Consider the following 19,731-nt stretch of genomic DNA (forward strand, 5'->3'; position numbering starts at 1 on the left):
TATTGATAGCATCAAAAAAGAACGGATACCAGTTAACCCAGGCTTTAAATGGGTTGTAATTTTGATGTAGAAATTAAAGTATAACATTCTGATGCGTCAGAACATAAATCAATATAAAATGAAAATAGGAATTATAGGAAGCGGAAATATTGGAGGAAATTTAGGAAAACATTGGGCAAATGCAGGGCATAATGTGCTTTTTAGCTCTAGACACCCAGAGGAATTAGGCAGCCTAGTTAAAGAGGCTGGACCTAATGCAAAAGCAATGAGTGTTACAGATACTTTTGAAGAAAATGCAGATGTATATGTGTTGGCTATGCCTTTTAAAGCTGTAGATAAAATATCTGAGTTATATGCTGGTGAATATGCCAACAGCGTTATACTAGATGCTACAAACCCATATCCAGAAAGAGATGGTGAAATGGCTAAAAATGTTAGAGATGCAAATTACAACGCGTCTGAGTATACTGCAATGAAATTTAGCTCTGCAAAAACCGCTAAAGCTTTTAATACCATTAAGGCTCAAGATTTAAAAAATGAAGCTTTTAAAGACACAAACAAGCTGTCAGTCCCTTATGCCGCACAAGACCAAGAAAGCAAAGCTGTAGTAAAACAGTTAATTGAAGATATTGGGTTTGATGCTGTGTATGTTGGTAATTTAAGTGATACCAAAATTATGGATCCAGATCAAAAAATTTATGGTTTAAGCACCTCTAAATCAGATTTACTAGAAACTATAAATTCACAAAAATCATTTTAAGTAATAACTAGTACTACTTAAAATAATTTACAAATTTAAAACACTTTATATGCAAATTATATTTGAATACCATGACGTTACAGCAAGTGACAGATTAGAAAACATAGCAAAAGAAAAATTAGACCATTTACATAAAAAGTTCAACTTTATACATAGAGCAGATGTGTTCTTTAAAGTACAAAATAGATCTGATGATATGGAGCAAATTTGTGATATACGTATAAGTATGCCAGGACCTAGATTATTTGCTTCTACACATGCCGAAAATTTTGAGTCTGCCATAGCAGAAACAGTAAGAGATTTAGACAATCAATTGCAAAAAACCAAAGAAAAAATGAGTGTTAGGTAACTATGCTTATTTACAAGCATTTATGGTTACATAAATTATACACATCACTTAAAAAAAATACAATGAGCACAGATAAAAAAAAGATACAAAAAAACGATACCAAAACAACTTACAACCCTAATATTACAGATGAAGACCTGCAGGCCATAGGTAAAAAAGGACTAAGCGTAGACACTGGTGATGATGAGTTGTTACAAAACAGAAAAGAGCGTATAGATTTTCAGGGTAAAGATTTAGATATTCCGGGCAGAAATGAAACTAAAAAAAGCACTAATAATAGTTTAACAGATGAAGAAAATAGTTTATACGGCCAAGGCGGTGAACTAAAAGAAAATTTAGAAGCTCCAGAAAGGGCTAACACCAATAAAGATAATTTATAAGCCTAAGTGTAAACTAAAAAAACTAAAGATGAGTACAGACAAAAATACTTTTAAAACTATAAATCCTGCTACAGAAGAAACTATAGCAACATACAATTATGCAAGCAGTGATGATGCCAAAAAAAAGGTTGAGGATTGCCACAATGCTTTTTTAGATTGGAAATTAAAACCTTTAGAAGAACGTGCAGAACTATTAAAATCTATTGGAAAAACGCTAGAGAAACATAAAGAAAGTTATGCCCAGTTAATGACACAAGAAATGGGTAAACTACTTAGTCATAGTTACCAAGAAATAGACCTTTGCATAAGTATATGTGAATACACAGCTACAGAGGGTTTAAAACAGTTACAAGACCAAGAACGTTCTCTTTTTGATGGTGGCAAAGGTACAATTCATTACTCACCAATTGGTGTAGTATACGGTATACAACCGTGGAATTTTCCGTTATACCAACCTATACGTTATTCTATTGCTAGCTTAATGGCTGGTAATGGTGTATTATTAAAACACGCAAAAAATGTAACTGGTTGTGCCTTAAAATTAAAAGAAATTTATGAAGAGGCAGGTTTACCAAAAAATCTTTTTCAAGTATTGGTTATAAACCATAGCGTGTCTGATGATATAATTGAAAACCAATATGTAAAAGGCGTTACACTTACAGGTAGTACACCTGCTGGTAAGCACGTTGCTGTTAAAGCTGCAGAAGTAATAAAAAAAACAGTTTTAGAACTTGGTAGTAATGATGCGTATATTGTTTTAGATGATGCAGATATTAGTAAAGCGGCAAAAATTTGTGCTAATGCTAGAATTTATAATAACGGACAAACTTGTATTGCTGCAAAACGTTTTATAGTTGTAGATAGTGTTTATGATGAGTTTAAAAAAGAGTTTGTAAACATTATGCAAAATATGAGCTACGGAGACCCAACCAATAATGATAACGATTTGGGACCTATTGCCAGAAAAGACTTAAGAGAGCAATTGCACAACAAAGTTGAAGAAAGTGTAGAAAATGGAGCCGAGATTTTATGTGGAGGAAAAATTCCAGATACAAACGGCTACTACTACCCATCTACTGTATTGGGTAATGTTACACCTGGGCAACCTGCTTATAGCCAAGAATTGTTTGGGCCAGTTGCATCTTTAATAAAAGCTAAAGACAATACAGACGCTATGCGTATTGCAAACGATAGTAAGTTTGGTTTAGGTGGAGGTATTTTTAGTGAAAATGAAGATAAAGCTATGGACTTAGCTAAAAATTATTTTGACACAGGTATGATACATATAAACTCTTACGGTTTAGCATACCCAAATATGCCTTTTGGCGGTGTTAAAAACTCTGGTTACGGAAGAGAACACGGTGGTTTTGGTATAAAAGAATTTGTAAATGCTAAAGCAATTACACAAGCATAACCCCAATAAACAATAAATAAAATAAACGCTAAGACTTGTAAAAGACTTAGCGTTTTATTTTTACAACACTTATGCTAAAACAACACTTTATTAATTGAGCAAAAAAGTTAATTAATAACGTTAAACTTAGCTATACTTTACTTGTAAATTTGAGTATGATAATAAAAGGACTATATCATTAAAAATAAGTCCTGTAACATAAATTACATAAATATGACAACATACACTGAACAAGTAGGAACAAAACTAAACAATTTACTAGAAAAAACATACGATGCTGAAAAAGGATATAAAAAAGCAGCAGAAAACACAGATCATAATGCACTAAAAACATACTTTAACAAACGTAGTAAAGAGCGTTATGACTTTGGCCATGAATTAAAAACAGAGATTGCCAAATTTGGAGAAGAGCCAGAAAAAGGCGGTAGTTTAACTGGTAGTATGCACAGAGCTTGGATGGATACTAAAGCTTTTTTCTCTGCAGATGATGCAGAATCTATGTTAGAAGAATCTATTAGAGGTGAAAAGGCTGCTGTAGAAGAGTATGAAAATGTTTTACAAGACACTACCCTACCATCTAGCACAGCTACAGTTTTATTAAAGCAAATGAACAATATTAAGTCTGACTTAAATACTATTAAGTTTTTAGAAGACATTAGTTAATATATGCACTAACCACATAAAAAAGGATGCTTTTAGCATCCTTTTTTGCGTTTAAACGCAAACAAAAATTACATAAAATTAATAAACTAACTTATTAATACTTAACAGGCTAACTAACATTGCTCTAATAAAAAGTGAGGTGCACTAAAAAAAAACCTCCATATTGATAAAAAGCCTATATTTAACAAATTAATAAATGACGTAATAACGCGCTCATTTCTCTATATAAACGGAGCATCATAATTGTATCATTTTATGAAAATGAACCTTAAATTTGATTATAACTTTATTTGTAAAACCATTTTACAAGAACAGTTAGGCGCGCTAAATTTAGAGTACAAAATACATAGTTTAAGTGAGGTTGAGTTTAAAAAAAAACCTACAGAAACAGAGTTGCAATATGTAACACAAGCCTTAGAAAAATATGGCATAACAATTATTGTAGACCAGCAAAGTGCTTTAGTACAACGCATTAAAGAATTAATAACAGAGCTTATTAACGATACAGAAAAGTCTAGAAAATACAATGCATCAGACTATTTATCAGAAAAGCTAAATTACTCTTATGCGCACTTGTCTTCTGTGTTTTCAGAAACCACCTACTCATCTATTGAAAATTTTATAATTCTTAAGAAAATAGACTTAGCTAAAGAACTTATTATTCATAAAAATTATACGCTTACAGAAATTGCTCACGAACTTAATTATAGTAGTGTAGCACATTTGTCTGCCCAGTTTAAAAAAACTACGGGCTTAACTCCATCTGCTTTTCAGAGGATTATTAATAAAAGAAAGAAAAATGAATAGTAAAACCTTAAACTAATGGCGGTAGATATTATGAATATAGTTTTAGCCGATGATGACTCTGACGATCGCTTATTGTTTGAGGAGGCTATTGAAGAAATTGATGTAAAAACAAACCTATCTTTATTTAAAGACGGTAAGGAACTTATAGATTATTTAGTGCTACCTGAGGCTGTTTTGCCCGAAATTGTTTTTTTAGATTTAAATATGCCCGTTAAAAACGGAATGCAATGTTTAAAAGAAATACGTAACAATGACACGCTTAAAGATTTGTGCGTTGCTATTTACTCTACATCATCATCAGAACAAGATATTGAAGAAACTTTTGTAAATGGAGCAAACATTTACATTAATAAACCTAACAGTTTTTCTGCCTTAAAAAAGGTTATAGAAAAAATAGTGAAAATAAATTGGCAATATCATACCTCTGCCCTTAACAGAGATAACTTTTTATTGCGTTTATAACTGTTTAAAATAGAGCACAAAATTTTTTACTCTTTTTTGTGCTCTATCCATTTTATTTTTAACTCAATACGTTTACCAACTCCAAGAACTGGTATTATAAAAAATTGTTTTATTACTTTAGCTTGTCTATTAAACCAAACAAAAAAACAAAATAGCAAGTGGTTAAATCTTCTAAAATATTTATTGTATTACTAATTTTATCTATTGCCTTATTAACCTTTTTAGGAAGCAATAGTTACAAACAAATTAGAGAACAAGAAAAAACCGCAGAGTTAGTTGTTTTTACGCTACGGGTAGAGACAGAGATAAATACTCTTTTTTCTAGATATGCTATGATGCAGTCTCAGGTTTTAAAAAATAAACTGCAAGACAAGGTTAACCACACTATTATTTTAAACAGGCAAAAAGACAGTGCTTTAACCACTTTTAATAACCTTAAGTTTTTAACACAAGACAAGCCTAACCAACAAAAAAAACTACAAGAATTACGTACCATACAAGAATCTTTTTATGCGGCATTAGATGAACTTAACGCTTACAAAACTGATACTACTTTAGAAGAGCAGAATGACGCTGCCTTGCTGCACAATGTTTCTGTTTTAATGGATGAAATTGAAGCTATTAAAACTACTATGCTCGGTAATGCAGAAGATTATTTAGCAGAGCAACAAAAACAGTTTTCTACCTCTAGACTTATAAACCCAATTACCACGTTATTTTTAGGTATGACTGCTTTGGTTATTTTTCTAGTCTCGTTTTGGCAAATAAACAAACAACGTAAAAAAAATAACCGCACCACTGCTTTTTTAGAAAGCGTTTTAAAAAATACTGAAAACATTGTTAGTTATTACACTCCTGTAACCAATGACAATAACAAAATAATAGATTTTAAAATTGATTTTATAAACCATAATATAGAAAATGTTTTAGGTACTAAGGTTAAAGAAATGAAAGGTAAATTACTATCTACCATACTACCAATACAATTTAAAAATGGTGTTTTTGAGCATTTAGTAGATTGCTATGAAACCGGCAAAACTCAAAAATTTAAAAGAAACCATACTTTTAACGGTACAGATTACAGATTTAAAACTAGTGTTGTTAAACTAAATAATGGTGTTTTGGCTACTGCTAGTGATATTACAGAAGAGCATATTATAAAGAAAAATTTAACAGCAACTAAAGACCAATTAGAGGCACAAAATTTATTACTGTTAGACAATAGAGCTTTTTTAAGCAATGTTTTTAAAAGCACATCTAACATAGTAACACACTTTAAGTCTATTAGAGATGCATCAGAAAAAATAACAGATTTTGAAATTTTGTTTATAAATGATGCCTTAAATGAAGGTATTAAAAACAATATTCCATCTGAATTAAAATACAAAAGAGCTTCAGAAATTTATCCTAATATTTTTAAAAATGGTGTTTTTGAAAAAATGGTAAGTTGTATTGAAGAGTCTCGGCAAATAGAGTATGAAACACAAATTAATAAAAACGGAAAAACAATTTGGCTGCATGATACCGCTATAAAACTAAACGACGGTGTAACGGTTACTTCTAGAGACATAACCTTAGAAAAAACAAGAGCCGAAAAACTAAATGCATTATATGCAGAGATTGAAATACAAAACTCTATTTTTAAAGACGCAGAAGAAGTTGCAGATATTGGTAGTTATGTTTGGTACTTAGATACAGGAGCCGCGGTAATATCTGATAACTTTTACCGTATTTTAGGATATGAGCCAAATGCTTTTGAAGTTACTTTTGATAATTACCGTAGGTTTGTTCACCCAGATGATTTAAAAAGGTATGACAAGTTTGGCAAAGAGATGGTAGAAAAAGGAAGCTCTAACATACACACATACCGTATAATTACCAAATCTGGTACAATTAAACATATTTACGTAAACGGCCAAAACATTATTAAAGATGGCAGAAACACTTCTGTAGGTGTTGTACAAGATATTACAGATAGCGTAAAAACCGAAGAAAAACTTAAAGCAAAAAATCAAGAACTAAAACGCTCTAATGCAGAGTTAGAATCTTTTAACCGCGTAGCTAGCCATGACTTGCAAGAACCTATGCGTAAAATACAAATGTTTATCTCTAGGTTGTCTGAGGGAGAATTAGAAAAACTATCTGACAGAGGAAAAATGTATTTTAATAAAATTGATAGTTCTGCCAATAGAATGCAGACATTAATTAAATATCTATTAGCTTACTCTAGAATTAATAGAACTAAAAAAGATTTTGTAAAAATTGAATTAGACACTACGCTACATAAAGTTTTAGACGATTTAGAAGAACTGATTGCAGAAACTGGTATTGCCATTACTGTAAATAATTTACCTACAATTAAAGCTATTCCTTTTCAAATGGAACAGCTGTTTAACAACTTAGTAAATAATGCTATAAAATACAGGTCTACCACGCATAGCCCAGCAATTACAATTGATTGCGAAAAGCTACCACGCACAAAAATTAAAGAAGTCTTTGATAAAAAAAGAAAAAACTATTACCGCATAACTATAAAAGACAACGGTATTGGTTTTGAGCAAGAAAATGCTAAAAAAATATTTGGTCTTTTTGAACGTCTACATCAAAAAGAACAATATTCTGGTACAGGAATAGGCCTAGCTATATGTAAAAAAATAGTAGTAAACCACAGAGGTCATATTACAGCTACAAGTAAACTTGGTATTGGGTCTACATTTAGTATTTACTTACCTGCTTAATACTACTTATTTTTAGTAGAGTTTTTCTTTAACTTCATATTTAAAAACTCTACTAGTAATGAAAAAGCAATAGCAAAATACAAATACCCTTTTGGTATAGCTCCAATACTTTTGCCAAACAATATGGTACCAGATAAATGTGCAGCTTCGGTTATTAGCATAAAACCTATTAATATTAAAAAGGACAGTGCCAACAATTGCATAGATGGGTGTTTGCTAATAAACTCTCTTATGCTATTGGCAAACAGCATCATTACACATATAGATATTACAACAGCTATTATCATTAATATTAAAGAGTGGTTTTCATGAGTACCAATACCATTAGTCATACCTACAGCAGTTAATATAGAATCTATAGAAAAAATAAAGTCTATAAGTACTATTTGCATTATAGCTTTTGGTAGAGATGTAATTTTTTTAGCTTTTAACTCTTCTTCCTCTTCCCCTGGTTCATCTATTTTTTCGTGTATTTCTGAGGTACTTTTATACAATAAAAAAAGTCCTCCAAAAAACAATATTATTCCTTGCCAGCTAATACCAACTTCTAACCATGATGTATTAATGGTATAAAAAGGTTCTTTTAATCCTACTAAAAAGGAAACACCTAATAGTAAAATAATACGTTGTACCATTGCCATTAACAAACCTAAATTGGTTGCTTTTTTTTGTTGGTCTTTAGGTAATTTACCTGCTGCAATAGATATAAATACAATATTATCTATACCTAATATAATTTCTAAAAAAGTTAAAGTTAATAATGCTATCCAAGCATCTGCACTAGAAAAAATCTCTAACATAGGTAATGGTTTTGTAGTGTAAAGTTACGGTTTTGGATTCTACAATAAAATTATAAAAAATACCATCAAAAAGCATAAATGTTATTCAAAAGCATCAAAAAATAATGGTTTAACGTCCAAAAACAGGGCTTTTCTAATAATTATATAACATAAAGCAAAAATTATATAACAAAAAAAGACGCAATCTTCATCAACTTTGTATCAAACAAAAAACAACAACAATATGATACATATAAAACAAGCTTGCATTACAAACTCTAGAGTTGGTCGCAGTTGGGTTAAAGAATCATTGCGTCCAAAGAACGACAAACAGAACGCTACAAACAAAAATGGCAATACAGATAGTTTTAAAAATTTAAATAAAGAATAGGGTTCTGTCCTTATATCAATTTAAAAACACAAACAATCACAAAAAATAATATGAAAAAGCTATTACTACCACTAGCAATAATTTTAATACTAATTTGGGCATTAGCCTTCTTTATTTATGCATTAGGTTATATAGCACATATTTTTTTAGTAGCAGCAACTATACTTTTTATTTTAAAAGTATTGCAAGAAAAATAAATAAGAATCTCCTAAACAAAGAAACGTTATGAAAGTTATAAATCTTAAGACAAACAATATAGAACAAGACTTTAATCAATTTAAAGAAGATCTAGGCGGAAGTTTAGAGTACACGCACAAAGAGTACTCTTTAGAATTAGATAATAATTTTGCAACGGGAGATATTAAAGGAGTATCTGTAAACAAAAATATATCTTTTATAGAGTATAATTTAAAATTTGCACAAGACACAATTATAGTAAGAAACACGCCAGTTACAAACCCTATTTATTTTTTATACTGTGCAGAAGGGCAAATGAGTCATAGTTTTGGTTTAAACGGTAAGCAAAGGTCTTTAAATCAATTTCAGACAGGTATATTTGCCAGTGACCCAAGCAAAGACGCTTGTTTTTACTTTAGAAAAGGACAATCTGTAACTTTTTCTAACATTAGTATTAATACCTACACAGAAAAAAATGATGACCAAGCTGATGATTTGCTACAAACTCAGCTTTTAAAAACATTTATGCCTTCTAAGGAAAAAGAAATATTTGCATACGTAGGCTCATACAACCTAAAAATTGCAGAAAAAATGCAACAATTAGAAGCTATTAAGCAAAAAGGCATTGTTAGACAATTATTAATAAAAGGAATTGTACATACCGTTTTAGCCTTAGAAATAGAACAACACAACCAAGACAAAAAACACGGTTCTACTAATTTTGGTTCTTTAACAAGAAGTGAAATGGACACTGTTAAAGAATTGTCTAACTTTATTAAAAATTATCCAGAAATTAAATATACATTAGTTTATTTAAGTAAAAAAGCGGGTATGTCTCCTGCAAAATTACAAGAAGGGTTTAAGTTATTACATAACCGTACAGTGTCTGACTTTATTAGAAACACAAGAGTAGAAAAAGCAGAGAATTTATTAAAAACTACAGATCTTAATATTTCAGAAATTGTGTATACTGTTGGTTTAACTAGTAGAAGTTATTTTTCTAAAATATTTAAAGAAAAATATAACTGTAGTCCAAAATATTATCAAGAAAATCAATTTTCGACTCCGCTTACTGCTTAATAATATAAAATATAACACTATAAAAAAATTCGCTTTACTAGCGAATTTTTTTTGTTTATAAACACCTACAAACATTAAAAAGTATCTCTATTGTATCTATAAAACTGGTTCATATATACCAGCTACTAATTAATAATTAACAAACAACAACGCATAAAAAAAGGCGGTAAGATTAAAACCTTACCGCCTTTTTATTTAAATAATTATTTTATTTAAATGTTTTTAAAGATGAACGTAACATCCAAGCCATTTGCTCATGCATTTGCAATATTGCCGTAATAAAATCTGCTGTACCCTCATCATTATGTGCCTCAGCATTTTCTCCAATGCTCTCTCTAATAAATTTAATTATTGTTTGGTGATCTTCTAATAAAACCTCCATAAAACTAGCACTATCATTTTGGTCTGGTCCGTTTTCTTTTAACCCAGACAACTCTATAAATTGTTGCATACTTCCTGGTGAGTAAAAACCTAACATACGTATACGTTCTGCTACTTCATCAATAGTATTTTCTAACTTACCGTACTCTTCTTCAAAAAATACGTGTTTGCTATGAAAATCTAAACCCTCTACATTCCAGTGAGCATTTCTGTATTTGGTGTACATTACATACTCATCTGCAAGTAATTGCTTTAACATTTTTACTACAGCTTTCCTATTATCTTTTTTTATTCCAATAGCTGTCTCTGTTGCTTCCATTTTTATATTTTTTTATGATTATAGTATAAATATACAAGCAAAGTTTTGCTACTATTAACCCTATTAATTTTTTAATTACCTCTAAAAAAACGACATCACAAAAACACCTTAAACAACTTAAAACCAACCATTTTAAAGCGTAAAAACATAATAATTAACGTTATTAAACTCTTTTGTAGCTCTAAACAAAAAACTTAACAGTAAACAAAAAAGTGTTAGCTATATTGTAAATAAAAAAATAACTATGAATACTTTTTTATGGATTTTGTACGCATTAGTAACACTAAGGAGTATTAGTAGTATTATTTTTCATGGCAGCAGACCTACAAAATCACTCAGTTGGTTTTTAGCAGTAATTTTACTACCGTTTGCAGGTGCCTTACTTTATTATATGTTTGGTGTAAACCGAAGAAAATTTAATTTTTTTAGAGACAAACAAGAAGAAAAAAAGAAACAATTTGATAAAAAATATAAACAACTACATAAGTTAGATAATACAGTTACTTTTAACACACCTAAGCAGCAAAAACTATCTAAACTTATAGAAAGTAGTACTCTTTTAAAAGCGTATAACAACAATAATATAACTGTACTTAATAACGGTAAACAAACTTTTGATAGCATTTTTGATGCATTACAAAAAGCAGAAAAATATATTCATTTACAATACTATATTTTTTCTAAAGGAGAATTAACAGAACGTTTTTACACTATTTTAAAAGATAAAATAAACTCTGGTGTAGAAGTACGTTTAATTTATGATGCCTTTGGAAGTTATTCATTTAACAACAAAACAATTAAACGATTTAAACATATTGGAGTTAAAGCTTACCCAATGATGCCTATTAAATTTGGCAACCTACTGTATACATTAAATTATAGAAACCATAGAAAAATAATTGTGATTGATGGTACAGTTGGTTTTACAGGAGGTGTTAATGTAACAGATAAATACATAAAACCAATTTCTAATGTTGGTGTTTGGAAAGATATACACTTAAAACTAGAAGGGCCAATTGTAAATAGCTTACACAGAGTATTTATTAAAGACTTTTATTTTGCTAGTAATGATGAAGTTTTACTGCATAAAAACTACACATCTAATACACATAGCAAGGGTAAACATACTGCACAAATTGTTGCTGCCGGACCAGACTCTAAGCAGCCAGCTATAATGCAGCAATACATACAAATGATAAATATTGCAGAAAAAAACATTTGTATAGCCAACCCCTATTTTATACCAAGCACATCTGTATTACAAGCTTTAAAAATTGCTGCACTTAGCGGTGTTGCAATTACCATTTTAATTCCTAAAGTGTCCGATTCTTTAATGGCCAAATACAGTATGTTCTCTAGACTAGAAGAGCTATTAGAAGTTGGAATTAAGATTTACCTACGTCCAGATTTTTCGCATAGTAAAATGATATTAATTGATGGTGAAATATTATCTGTAGGTTCTGGCAATTTTGATTACAGAAGTTTTGAGCACAATTTTGAAACCAATGCGGTAATTTATGATGAAGAAATAACAAAAAACATACAAGAAAAATTTAATGCCATATGCAATAAAGACACTATTTTAAAGTATGAAACCTTTAAAAACAGGCCTTTATGGAAGAAATTATTAGAAGGTATAGCCAAATTTTTTAGTCCATTACTGTAACAATACAAGCAATTTAAAACTAATGAAAAATATAATTTATATACTATTATTTATGAGTGTAAAATACTTAAATGCACAACACATTATACCTAAAATTATTGAAAAAGAAGCTTTAGTAGCCCTATCATACTATCCGCAATTAAAAAATACAGAAATTGAATTTAGATTTAAAGATAATATTAAAAAATCTACAATGCTTGCGCAGCCTGTTTTTGGAAGCCTTTTAAAATCTAAGAAAAAAAGACACTACCTTATTTTAATGAGTAAAAAATTTAAAATCTCTGGGAAAGAATTTAAAACCACAGATGTAGATAGTGATATATTAGTAGGTTGGTTAGGCCATGAACTTGGTCATATTTTAGATTACCAAAACAGAAGTAGCTTAAATTTACTTTGGTTTGGCATAAAATATTCGTTGTCTGACAATTATATAAAAGAAGCAGAACGTGCCGCAGACTCTTATGCTGTAGCATCTGGTATGGGAGACTATATTTTAAAAACCAAAAATTTTATATTAAACAACGCAGAAATAGATGCAACTTATAAAGCTAGAATTATAAAATACTACTTATCTCCTGCAGAGATTATGCTACTAGTTAAAGAGCAAGAAAAAAAGGAGCAATAATTATTGCTCCTTTTTTTCTTGCTAAGAGTTTGCTAAAACAAAATCTTCCCATTCTTTAAATCTTTCTTGTCCCATAACCCTTTCCATTTTTACCTGTCCGCCTTTCTTTTTATTGCTTCCGCTCCATTCATGAAATACAGAAGGCAAAACAGTAGAAACTTTAATACCCTCTAAAGCTTTAGATCTTGCTACTTTATAATTTTTATTTGCATTCATTAAAAAATCATCTAACTCATTGGCCAACTTTGTAGTACTAAGCTTAGCATTTGTACCTAGGTACCAGCAGTGGTAAAAATCATCATTAATACGATTTGCGCATAATGTATATTCTTGTATTTCTATATCAAAATGTTTTTCTAAATGTTGCACAGCATCATTAAGTTTATTTACAGATAATTGTGAACCTACAGTGTTTAAAAAGAATTTTGTACGGCCTGTAATTTTTATTTCTGCCCGTTCAATATCAGTAAACTCTATAGTGTCTCCAATAATATAACGCCAAGCGCCTGCTACACTACTTAATATTAAAACATAATCTTGATTTAGCTCTACTTCAGAAATTGTAAGTGCTGGCGCATTTTGTACTAGTGAACCGTCTGGCTTAATATAATCTGGACTAAATGGTACAAACTCAAAATAAATACCATTATCTGTAACCAGTTTCATAGCATCGGTTTCTGGTCTTTGCTGAAAAGCAATAAAACCTTCAGAAGCCAAATAAGTATCTATAACAGTTATAGGCTTACCTAAAAGAGCGTTAAAACTTTTTTTATACGGTCCAAAAGCTACTCCACCAGAGGTATAAACTTGTAAATTGGGCCATATTTCATGTATGTTATTTAAGTTATTGTATTCAATCACTTTTTGTAACATAAGCTCCATCCATGAAGGTATGCCACTTAAGGCTCCTATATCCCATTCTGATGCTTTTTCTGCTATACGCTGTACACGTTTATCCCAATCTGCAATTTGTGCAATTTCTTTACCTGGTTTGTAATAATTTTGAAACCAAAACGGAATATTACTAGCACTTATTCCACTAATTTCACCTTCTAATGCGTTGTTATGTTCCTCTAAATCTGTAGAACTACCTAACATCATTATTTCTTTTTCAAAAAAGTCTGCAGGCAAATCAAAATTCTTAAGTGCCAAAACTTGTTGTATACCAGCGTTACGTATAGCTTTAACCATGTCATCTGTAACAGGTATGCGTTTACTTGTTTTACCCGTAGTACCAGAACTAAGTGCAAAATAATCTGGACTATTTGGCCAAGTTATATTTTCTTCTCCTTTTTGCACATATTGCCACCAATTACTGGTTATTTGGTTGTAATCTGAAAAAGGAACTTTAGCACTAAAAGTTTTTTCTGGGTTATTAGAATTTAATATTTCTGTAAAACCATAATGTTTACCAAACTTGGTATGTTCTGCGGTACGTAATAAATTGTTAAGCACTGCACGTTGTTCTGCAGCTGCATTATACTCTACAGAAATAATATCAGATGCATGTATTATTCCTTTTATGATGTTTCCTATTATAGCCATATGTTAGTGTTTTAGGTTGTTATATGCTTTTGCTTAGAAATTAAATTCTATAAACAACAACCCAAAAGTCTATTAATTTTACAAAAGAGTTTAGCCCTTTTAAAATTATTATTAACACTATAAAAGTATGTGCCCACTAAAAATTAGGCATAAAAAAAACCAGTAATAAAAATTACTGGTTTTAATTGTTTTGAGTCTTTCTACTCAATTGTCGGGGTGGCAGGATTCGAACCTGCGACCTCCGCGTCCCAAACGCGGCGCGATAACCGGGCTACGCTACACCCCGATAGGTTATCTAATACTTTCAGTACTTAGAGAAATTTTTCTGCCCTCGCAATGTGCTTTGGCAGCTATTGCGGAGAGACAGGGATTCGAACCCTGGGTAAATGTTTCCACCTACGACGATTTAGCAAACCGCTCCTTTCGGCCACTCAGGCACCTCTCCAAAATCTTTAATGAACTTGCGCAGTTTTCAATTGCGAGTGCAAATATATAACGATTAAGGGTAGCTACCAAGCTATTTTAAACTTTTTTTACGTTTTTTTTTAATCTTTTTTGTAACCTATTCATTTTAAGAACCTTTGCTTAAAACTTTTTTTTAACCTAAATACTTTATTGTATTAATTACTAAATATTAATACTAATTATGAGTCATAATAGGGTTACTAAATTATAAAACACCTCTCCTATTTTCATTATTTAGAATTCAACTTTTCTCCATTTTATTAAAAATAAAAAAAGTAAAAAATAAATCTAAAATTAACTTGCATATTAAAAATAGATTATTGTATATTTGCAGCCCGAAAGACAAAAACATTTGTCATTTCAATGGTCGCGTAGCTCAGCTGGATAGAGCATCTGCCTTCTAAGCAGACGGTCAAAGGTTCGAATCCTTTCGCGATCACAAAAAGCCTTCAGTTTTTACTGAAGGCTTTTTTGTTTTATACCACTTACAACAGCACTCTCATAAATACACTTCACTTACCAAAAAAACATAATAGCTTAATTATTATGTTTTTAGCAATAATTATTTATTAATTGTTTAACTTTAAGACGAAAAATTTTTAATGCATAAACACATAAAGATTTAATTGTACTCTTAATTTTCTTACTTAATAATACTACCAATAGTTAACCAAAGAATTTTATAGCCTTTGGGCAACTAACTAATAAAAATTACTATAATGCAGTATTTTAAATTAACTAGACTACTACTTTTACTTTCTATTTTTACTTTAATTGGCCAATACAGCTGTACTTCTGCAAAAGAAAATAAAAAAGTTGTAATTGGGTTTTCTCAAACGGGCATTAATGACCAATGGAGAAAATCTATGAATAAATCTATGCAACTACAAGCTGATTTTCATCCAGAAATAGAATTAAAAATTTTAGACGGGAATGATAATGTAAAGAAGCAAATAGAAGATATAACGCAATTAATAAATGATAAAGTAGATGTATTAATTATTTCTCCAGTACAGTCTAAACCTATAACCCCTTTAGTTAACAAAGCATTACTGCAAGATATTCCTGTTTTAATTGTAGACCGTAAAATAGATGGCCAAAACTATACATCATATATTGGAGGAGATAATTATCAAGTAGGTGTAAATGCTGCAAATTACATAGCTAGTTTAAGCTCCAATGAAGATAAAAAGATACTAGAAATAAAAGGCCTACAAGGTTCATCGCCTGCTGCAGAACGCCATTTAGGGTTTATTTCTACCCTTAAAACTATACCTAATTTACAAATAACACACACTATACAAGGCAATTGGGAAGCTAACTCTATAAAAGAAACTTTAAATAACCTTTTAAATAAAAATAATAATGTTGACTATATATTTTGCCATAACGACCGTATGGCGCTTGGAGCTTGGGAGGTTTTAAAGCAACACAATCTAGAACAAAAAGTAGATATAATAGGTGTAGATGGATTGAACGGACCAAATGGAGGTATACAATACGTAAAAGATGGCATACTAAAAGCTACTGTTTATTACCCTACTGGAGGAAATGAAGCTATTACATATGCTATTGATATTATTGATGGTAAAAAAATTAATAAAAACAACATACTAGAAACTACTGTTATAGATAGCAGAAATGCTGATATAATGAAAAATCAGTTTGATAAAATAAATCAGCATCAAGAAAACCTATTAGCTCAACAAAATAAAATTAAGGAACAAGAAGAGACGTATGCCTCGCAAAGCAGTATGCTAAAAGTGCTTTTGGCTTTGTTTATATTAAGTGTTTTATTAGGTATATTTAGTATTTACTCTGGTTTTAATATTAGTAAAAAAAAGCATGCTCTAGAGCTTTATAACACCAAAATTATAAAGCAATCTTTAGAGATAAAAGAAATTGCTAAAGAAGCAGAACTAAGTAATGAGGCTAAAGCAAACTTTTTTACAGGTTTATCTCATGAATTTAAAACTCCAATTACCCTTATTTTATCTGCTATAGAATCTATCACAGAAAAAACAAATACAAATAGTAATAACTTAAAAACTGAAATTACATTAATTTCAAATAACTCTAAACGTTTATTACGTCTTATAAATCAACTTTTAGATTACAGAAAAACAGAAGAAAAAAAACTTACTTTAAAAGCTTCAAAAACCAATATTTTTCAGTTTTCTACTAAAATATTTAATGATTTTAAAATTGAAGCAAAAAAAAGAGGTATTGCTTTTGACCTTAAAACAAATAATACAGATTTAGACTTATATATAGATAGAAATTTAATGGATAAAGTATACTTTAACCTACTATCTAATGCTCTTAAATTTACGCCAGATAACGGGGAAATTATAGTTTCTATTGAAGATTATAAAAATAAAAATTTTGTTACCGTATCTTTTAAAGATAGTGGAATTGGTATTCCTAGTGATGATATAGAAAATATTTTTAAGCCTTTTGAAATTGGCAGTAACAACACCAAAGCTAGCTCTGGAATAGGCTTGCACTTAACCAAGCAATTTATAGAACTACACAAAGGAGAAATAAGTGTAAGGAGTGACCAAAGTACTATTTTTACAATTAAACTCTACAAAAACAATAAGCATTTATTGCCTAATGAAATAATAAACGAACCAGACATATATATTGATGAGAAACTTACGCTAACTGATGAAATTGAAGAAAATATATACCAAGTAACAAACGTAAATAATAATGATAATAAGTATGATATATTAATTATTGAAGATAATGATGAACTTATAAAACTACTTAAAAACAAGCTTTTAGAGTCTTATAAAGTACATTTATCTAATGGCGTTGATGGAGTAGAAAAAGCATTAGACATAATACCAGATATCATAATTTGTGATGTAAACTTACCAGACAAAGATGGTTTTGTAATATGTGAAGTTCTAAAAAATGATTTAAGAACATCTCATATTCCAATTATAATGCTAACTGCTTTAGATAACAATGAGTCTTACATTAAAGGGTTAAAGTCTGGAGCAGACTCTTACCTTACTAAACCTTTTAGCTTTTCTGTATTATCACAATCTATAAAATCATTGCTGTACAACAGGGAAAAACTTAGGTATTACTACCTAAACAATGTACATAAGATAAATCCTCATGAAAAATTTGATGCTACAGACCAAGAATTTATTCTAAAAATAAATTCTATAATAGAGCAAAATATAGATAATTCTTCTTTTTCTGTAGAAGCTATGGCAGAAACTTTAAATATATCTAAAGTACAACTCTACAGAAAAATTAAAGCCATAATTGGAGTAAATATAAGCGACTATATACTAGATTTTAGGTTAAGTAAAGCTAAAAATCTACTTATAAATTCTCAACTCTCTGTTTCGGAAATAGCATACGCTACAGGGTTTTCGTCTCCAAATTACTTTTCTACAAACTTTAAAACTAAATTTAATATTACCCCTAAAGAATATAGAAAAGACCTAACTAACAACAACATTAACAATTAATACCAACACTATAGTTAGTGTAGTAACTGTTATTTTGTAACATTGTTTATTTAAAAATGTTGCTAAGTACTACTTAAACATCTTTCTAACCAAGTAATAATTAACACGCAATAAACTCAAAATCAAATATTTAATTGCGCAACAAGACAACGATACATTATTACACTTTAATTGTATAATTTATAAACTACATTTATAAAGCTATATTTATTTTTGCAAGCTATTAAACTTCTAAAAAAAGCTATAGCTGCATAGTTTATATGCCTTTACATAAAGGTGGTATAGTATTTGTTTAATAAAAAGATATTGATAGTGTTCTGTTCCCCAACAGATAAACCTTGTTACTTTTATAGTAGCAAGGTTTTTTTGCTCTTTTAGTATAATAATTATTTACTTAAATATTCTTTTAGTTTTATAAATGGTGCTGTTTTACGGTTTTTAAAAGCGTGGGCAAAACTACTTAATATTAAAATAGCTGCAGCAAAATAAGCAACGTAAACAAGTGTACCCTCTACTCCTTTATTAGCTATACCAATTGCTATTAAAGCCCAAGCTCCTACAAGAGAAAACTCTCGCATATTACGTGTCCAGGTTACAATTAAGTTAACTATTACCGCAATTGTTATCATTATAATAGTCCATACAAGAGGTGATATACCAAAACCATCCCAATTAATTTTCACTAAATATGCAGCTATATTTGCAATACTAGCAACGGTTACCCAACCACTGTAAATTACAAATGGCCACCATAAAAATACAATTACAGAAATTGGCGCATCCCACAGTTCCATTTTATTATTTAATATGATTTTTAAAATTGAAAAAAGTAATATAAAAATAAATACACAGGATAATGCAGTGTAACCATATATCCAACTAACAATCCAAAAACAATTGGCTAAACAAGAAATTACAAACCACCAACCTATTTTTAATATAAAGTCATTGTCCCTAACCTTTACAACTAAGCTTCTGCCTTGATAAATAACAAAACCAAATACCAAAAAATAAATTAATCCCCATATAGAAAACGCATAACCAGCAGGTGTAAATAAAGTTTTTAAACCTCCAGAAACTTCCCCTATAGTTGTACCATTCATTTTACCTGTATTAGATAAGTAGTTTATAAATACAGTTGATATAAAAGCTATTGCGTTTGTAATTTGTAATACTTTTTTCATTCTTTACTTTTTATATAATATACAAAAGAAAATTTTCTAAATATTCTTCTTA

At 29.8% G+C, this 19,731-nt stretch carries 18 protein-coding genes and 3 tRNA genes; 15 read left to right on the forward strand and 6 right to left on the reverse strand.

The genetic code is table 11. The features are described 5' to 3' along the window. Positions 1–118 precede the first annotated feature (118 nt). From JM80_RS14485 to JM80_RS14520, 8 genes are all read left to right on the forward strand, one after another. Positions 119–760: an NADPH-dependent F420 reductase gene (locus tag JM80_RS14485; RefSeq protein ID WP_013622041.1), complete on the forward strand. Its 642-nt coding sequence runs from the start codon at positions 119–121 to the stop codon at positions 758–760. Positions 761–809: 49 nt separating this feature from the next. After that, positions 810–1,109 carry a ribosome hibernation-promoting factor, HPF/YfiA family gene (gene hpf / locus JM80_RS14490; RefSeq protein ID WP_013622040.1) on the forward strand — a complete coding sequence of 100 codons (300 nt, stop codon included), beginning with the start codon at positions 810–812 and terminating at the stop codon, positions 1,107–1,109. A gap of 62 nt (positions 1,110–1,171) precedes the next feature. Further along, positions 1,172–1,489 carry a hypothetical protein gene (locus JM80_RS14495; protein WP_144710752.1) on the forward strand — a complete coding sequence of 106 codons (318 nt, stop codon included), beginning with the start codon at positions 1,172–1,174 and terminating at the stop codon, positions 1,487–1,489. A 28-nt stretch (positions 1,490–1,517) separates the two neighbouring features. Next, the gene (locus JM80_RS14500) at positions 1,518–2,903 is read left to right on the forward strand and encodes an NAD-dependent succinate-semialdehyde dehydrogenase (protein WP_144710754.1); all 1,386 of its coding nucleotides are present in this window, start codon (positions 1,518–1,520) and stop codon (positions 2,901–2,903) included. Positions 2,904–3,116: 213 nt separating this feature from the next. After that, a complete protein-coding gene (locus tag JM80_RS14505) occupies positions 3,117–3,566 on the forward strand; it encodes a PA2169 family four-helix-bundle protein (RefSeq protein WP_013622037.1) in 450 nt (149 codons plus the stop codon). A gap of 255 nt (positions 3,567–3,821) precedes the next feature. After that, entirely contained in the window at positions 3,822–4,373 is a 552-nt protein-coding gene (locus JM80_RS14510; RefSeq protein ID WP_013622036.1) for an AraC family transcriptional regulator, read from the forward strand. Positions 4,374–4,388: 15 nt separating this feature from the next. Then, positions 4,389–4,835: a response regulator gene (locus JM80_RS14515; RefSeq protein WP_013622035.1), complete on the forward strand. Its 447-nt coding sequence runs from the start codon at positions 4,389–4,391 to the stop codon at positions 4,833–4,835. A 158-nt stretch (positions 4,836–4,993) separates the two neighbouring features. Then, entirely contained in the window at positions 4,994–7,573 is a 2,580-nt protein-coding gene (locus tag JM80_RS14520; RefSeq protein WP_144710756.1) for an ATP-binding protein, read from the forward strand. Between the two features lie 2 nt (positions 7,574–7,575). Here JM80_RS14520 and JM80_RS14525 read toward each other — a convergent pair whose 3' ends face one another. Next, positions 7,576–8,373: a TerC family protein gene (locus JM80_RS14525; protein ID WP_144710758.1), complete on the reverse strand. Its 798-nt coding sequence runs from the start codon at positions 8,371–8,373 to the stop codon at positions 7,576–7,578. 223 nt (positions 8,374–8,596) lie between these two features. Here JM80_RS14525 and JM80_RS16485 point away from each other — a divergent pair, with 223 nt between their 5' ends. From JM80_RS16485 to JM80_RS14535, 3 genes are read left to right on the forward strand one after another with little or no spacing between them, the layout of a single operon-like run. Next, positions 8,597–8,743 carry a hypothetical protein gene (locus JM80_RS16485; protein ID WP_013622032.1) on the forward strand — a complete coding sequence of 49 codons (147 nt, stop codon included), beginning with the start codon at positions 8,597–8,599 and terminating at the stop codon, positions 8,741–8,743. Positions 8,744–8,793: 50 nt separating this feature from the next. Next, positions 8,794–8,940 carry a lmo0937 family membrane protein gene (locus tag JM80_RS14530; protein WP_013622031.1) on the forward strand — a complete coding sequence of 49 codons (147 nt, stop codon included), beginning with the start codon at positions 8,794–8,796 and terminating at the stop codon, positions 8,938–8,940. Between the two features lie 28 nt (positions 8,941–8,968). Continuing rightward, positions 8,969–10,000 (forward strand): AraC family transcriptional regulator, encoded by a 1,032-nt coding sequence (locus JM80_RS14535; RefSeq protein ID WP_013622030.1) that lies wholly within the window; start codon positions 8,969–8,971, stop codon positions 9,998–10,000. 208 nt (positions 10,001–10,208) lie between these two features. Here JM80_RS14535 and JM80_RS14540 read toward each other — a convergent pair whose 3' ends face one another. Next, a complete protein-coding gene (locus tag JM80_RS14540) occupies positions 10,209–10,700 on the reverse strand; it encodes a Dps family protein (protein ID WP_013622029.1) in 492 nt (163 codons plus the stop codon). Positions 10,701–10,944: 244 nt separating this feature from the next. On the opposite strand from JM80_RS14540, the gene cls reads away from it, so the two are divergent. Next, positions 10,945–12,366: a cardiolipin synthase gene (gene cls, locus JM80_RS14545; RefSeq protein WP_144710760.1), complete on the forward strand. Its 1,422-nt coding sequence runs from the start codon at positions 10,945–10,947 to the stop codon at positions 12,364–12,366. Positions 12,367–12,388: 22 nt separating this feature from the next. Continuing rightward, the gene (locus JM80_RS14550; RefSeq protein WP_144710763.1) at positions 12,389–12,991 is read left to right on the forward strand and encodes a hypothetical protein; all 603 of its coding nucleotides are present in this window, start codon (positions 12,389–12,391) and stop codon (positions 12,989–12,991) included. 21 nt (positions 12,992–13,012) lie between these two features. On the opposite strand, the gene JM80_RS14555 is transcribed toward JM80_RS14550, so the two are convergent. The 3 genes from JM80_RS14555 to JM80_RS14565 all read right to left on the reverse strand — a co-directional run bounded on the left by JM80_RS14555 (position 13,013) and on the right by JM80_RS14565 (position 14,981). Then, entirely contained in the window at positions 13,013–14,536 is a 1,524-nt protein-coding gene (locus JM80_RS14555; protein ID WP_144710765.1) for a GH3 auxin-responsive promoter family protein, read from the reverse strand. A gap of 211 nt (positions 14,537–14,747) precedes the next feature. Further along, positions 14,748–14,822 (reverse strand) — tRNA-Pro (locus JM80_RS14560). A gap of 70 nt (positions 14,823–14,892) precedes the next feature. Then, positions 14,893–14,981, reverse strand: a tRNA-Ser gene (locus JM80_RS14565). A gap of 385 nt (positions 14,982–15,366) precedes the next feature. Between JM80_RS14565 and JM80_RS14570 the strand changes: the two genes are divergently transcribed. Beyond that, positions 15,367–15,440, forward strand: a tRNA-Arg gene (locus tag JM80_RS14570). 280 nt (positions 15,441–15,720) lie between these two features. Beyond that, the gene (locus JM80_RS14575; RefSeq protein WP_144710767.1) at positions 15,721–18,495 is read left to right on the forward strand and encodes a substrate-binding domain-containing protein; all 2,775 of its coding nucleotides are present in this window, start codon (positions 15,721–15,723) and stop codon (positions 18,493–18,495) included. A gap of 386 nt (positions 18,496–18,881) precedes the next feature. Here the strand turns inward: JM80_RS14575 and JM80_RS14580 are convergent, their stop codons facing one another. Further along, entirely contained in the window at positions 18,882–19,679 is a 798-nt protein-coding gene (locus JM80_RS14580; protein WP_144710769.1) for a tryptophan-rich sensory protein, read from the reverse strand. Positions 19,680–19,731: the final 52 nt, after the last annotated feature.

The organism is Cellulophaga sp. RHA_52, assembly GCF_007827205.1.
GTDB classification, from domain to species: domain Bacteria; phylum Bacteroidota; class Bacteroidia; order Flavobacteriales; family Flavobacteriaceae; genus Cellulophaga; species Cellulophaga lytica.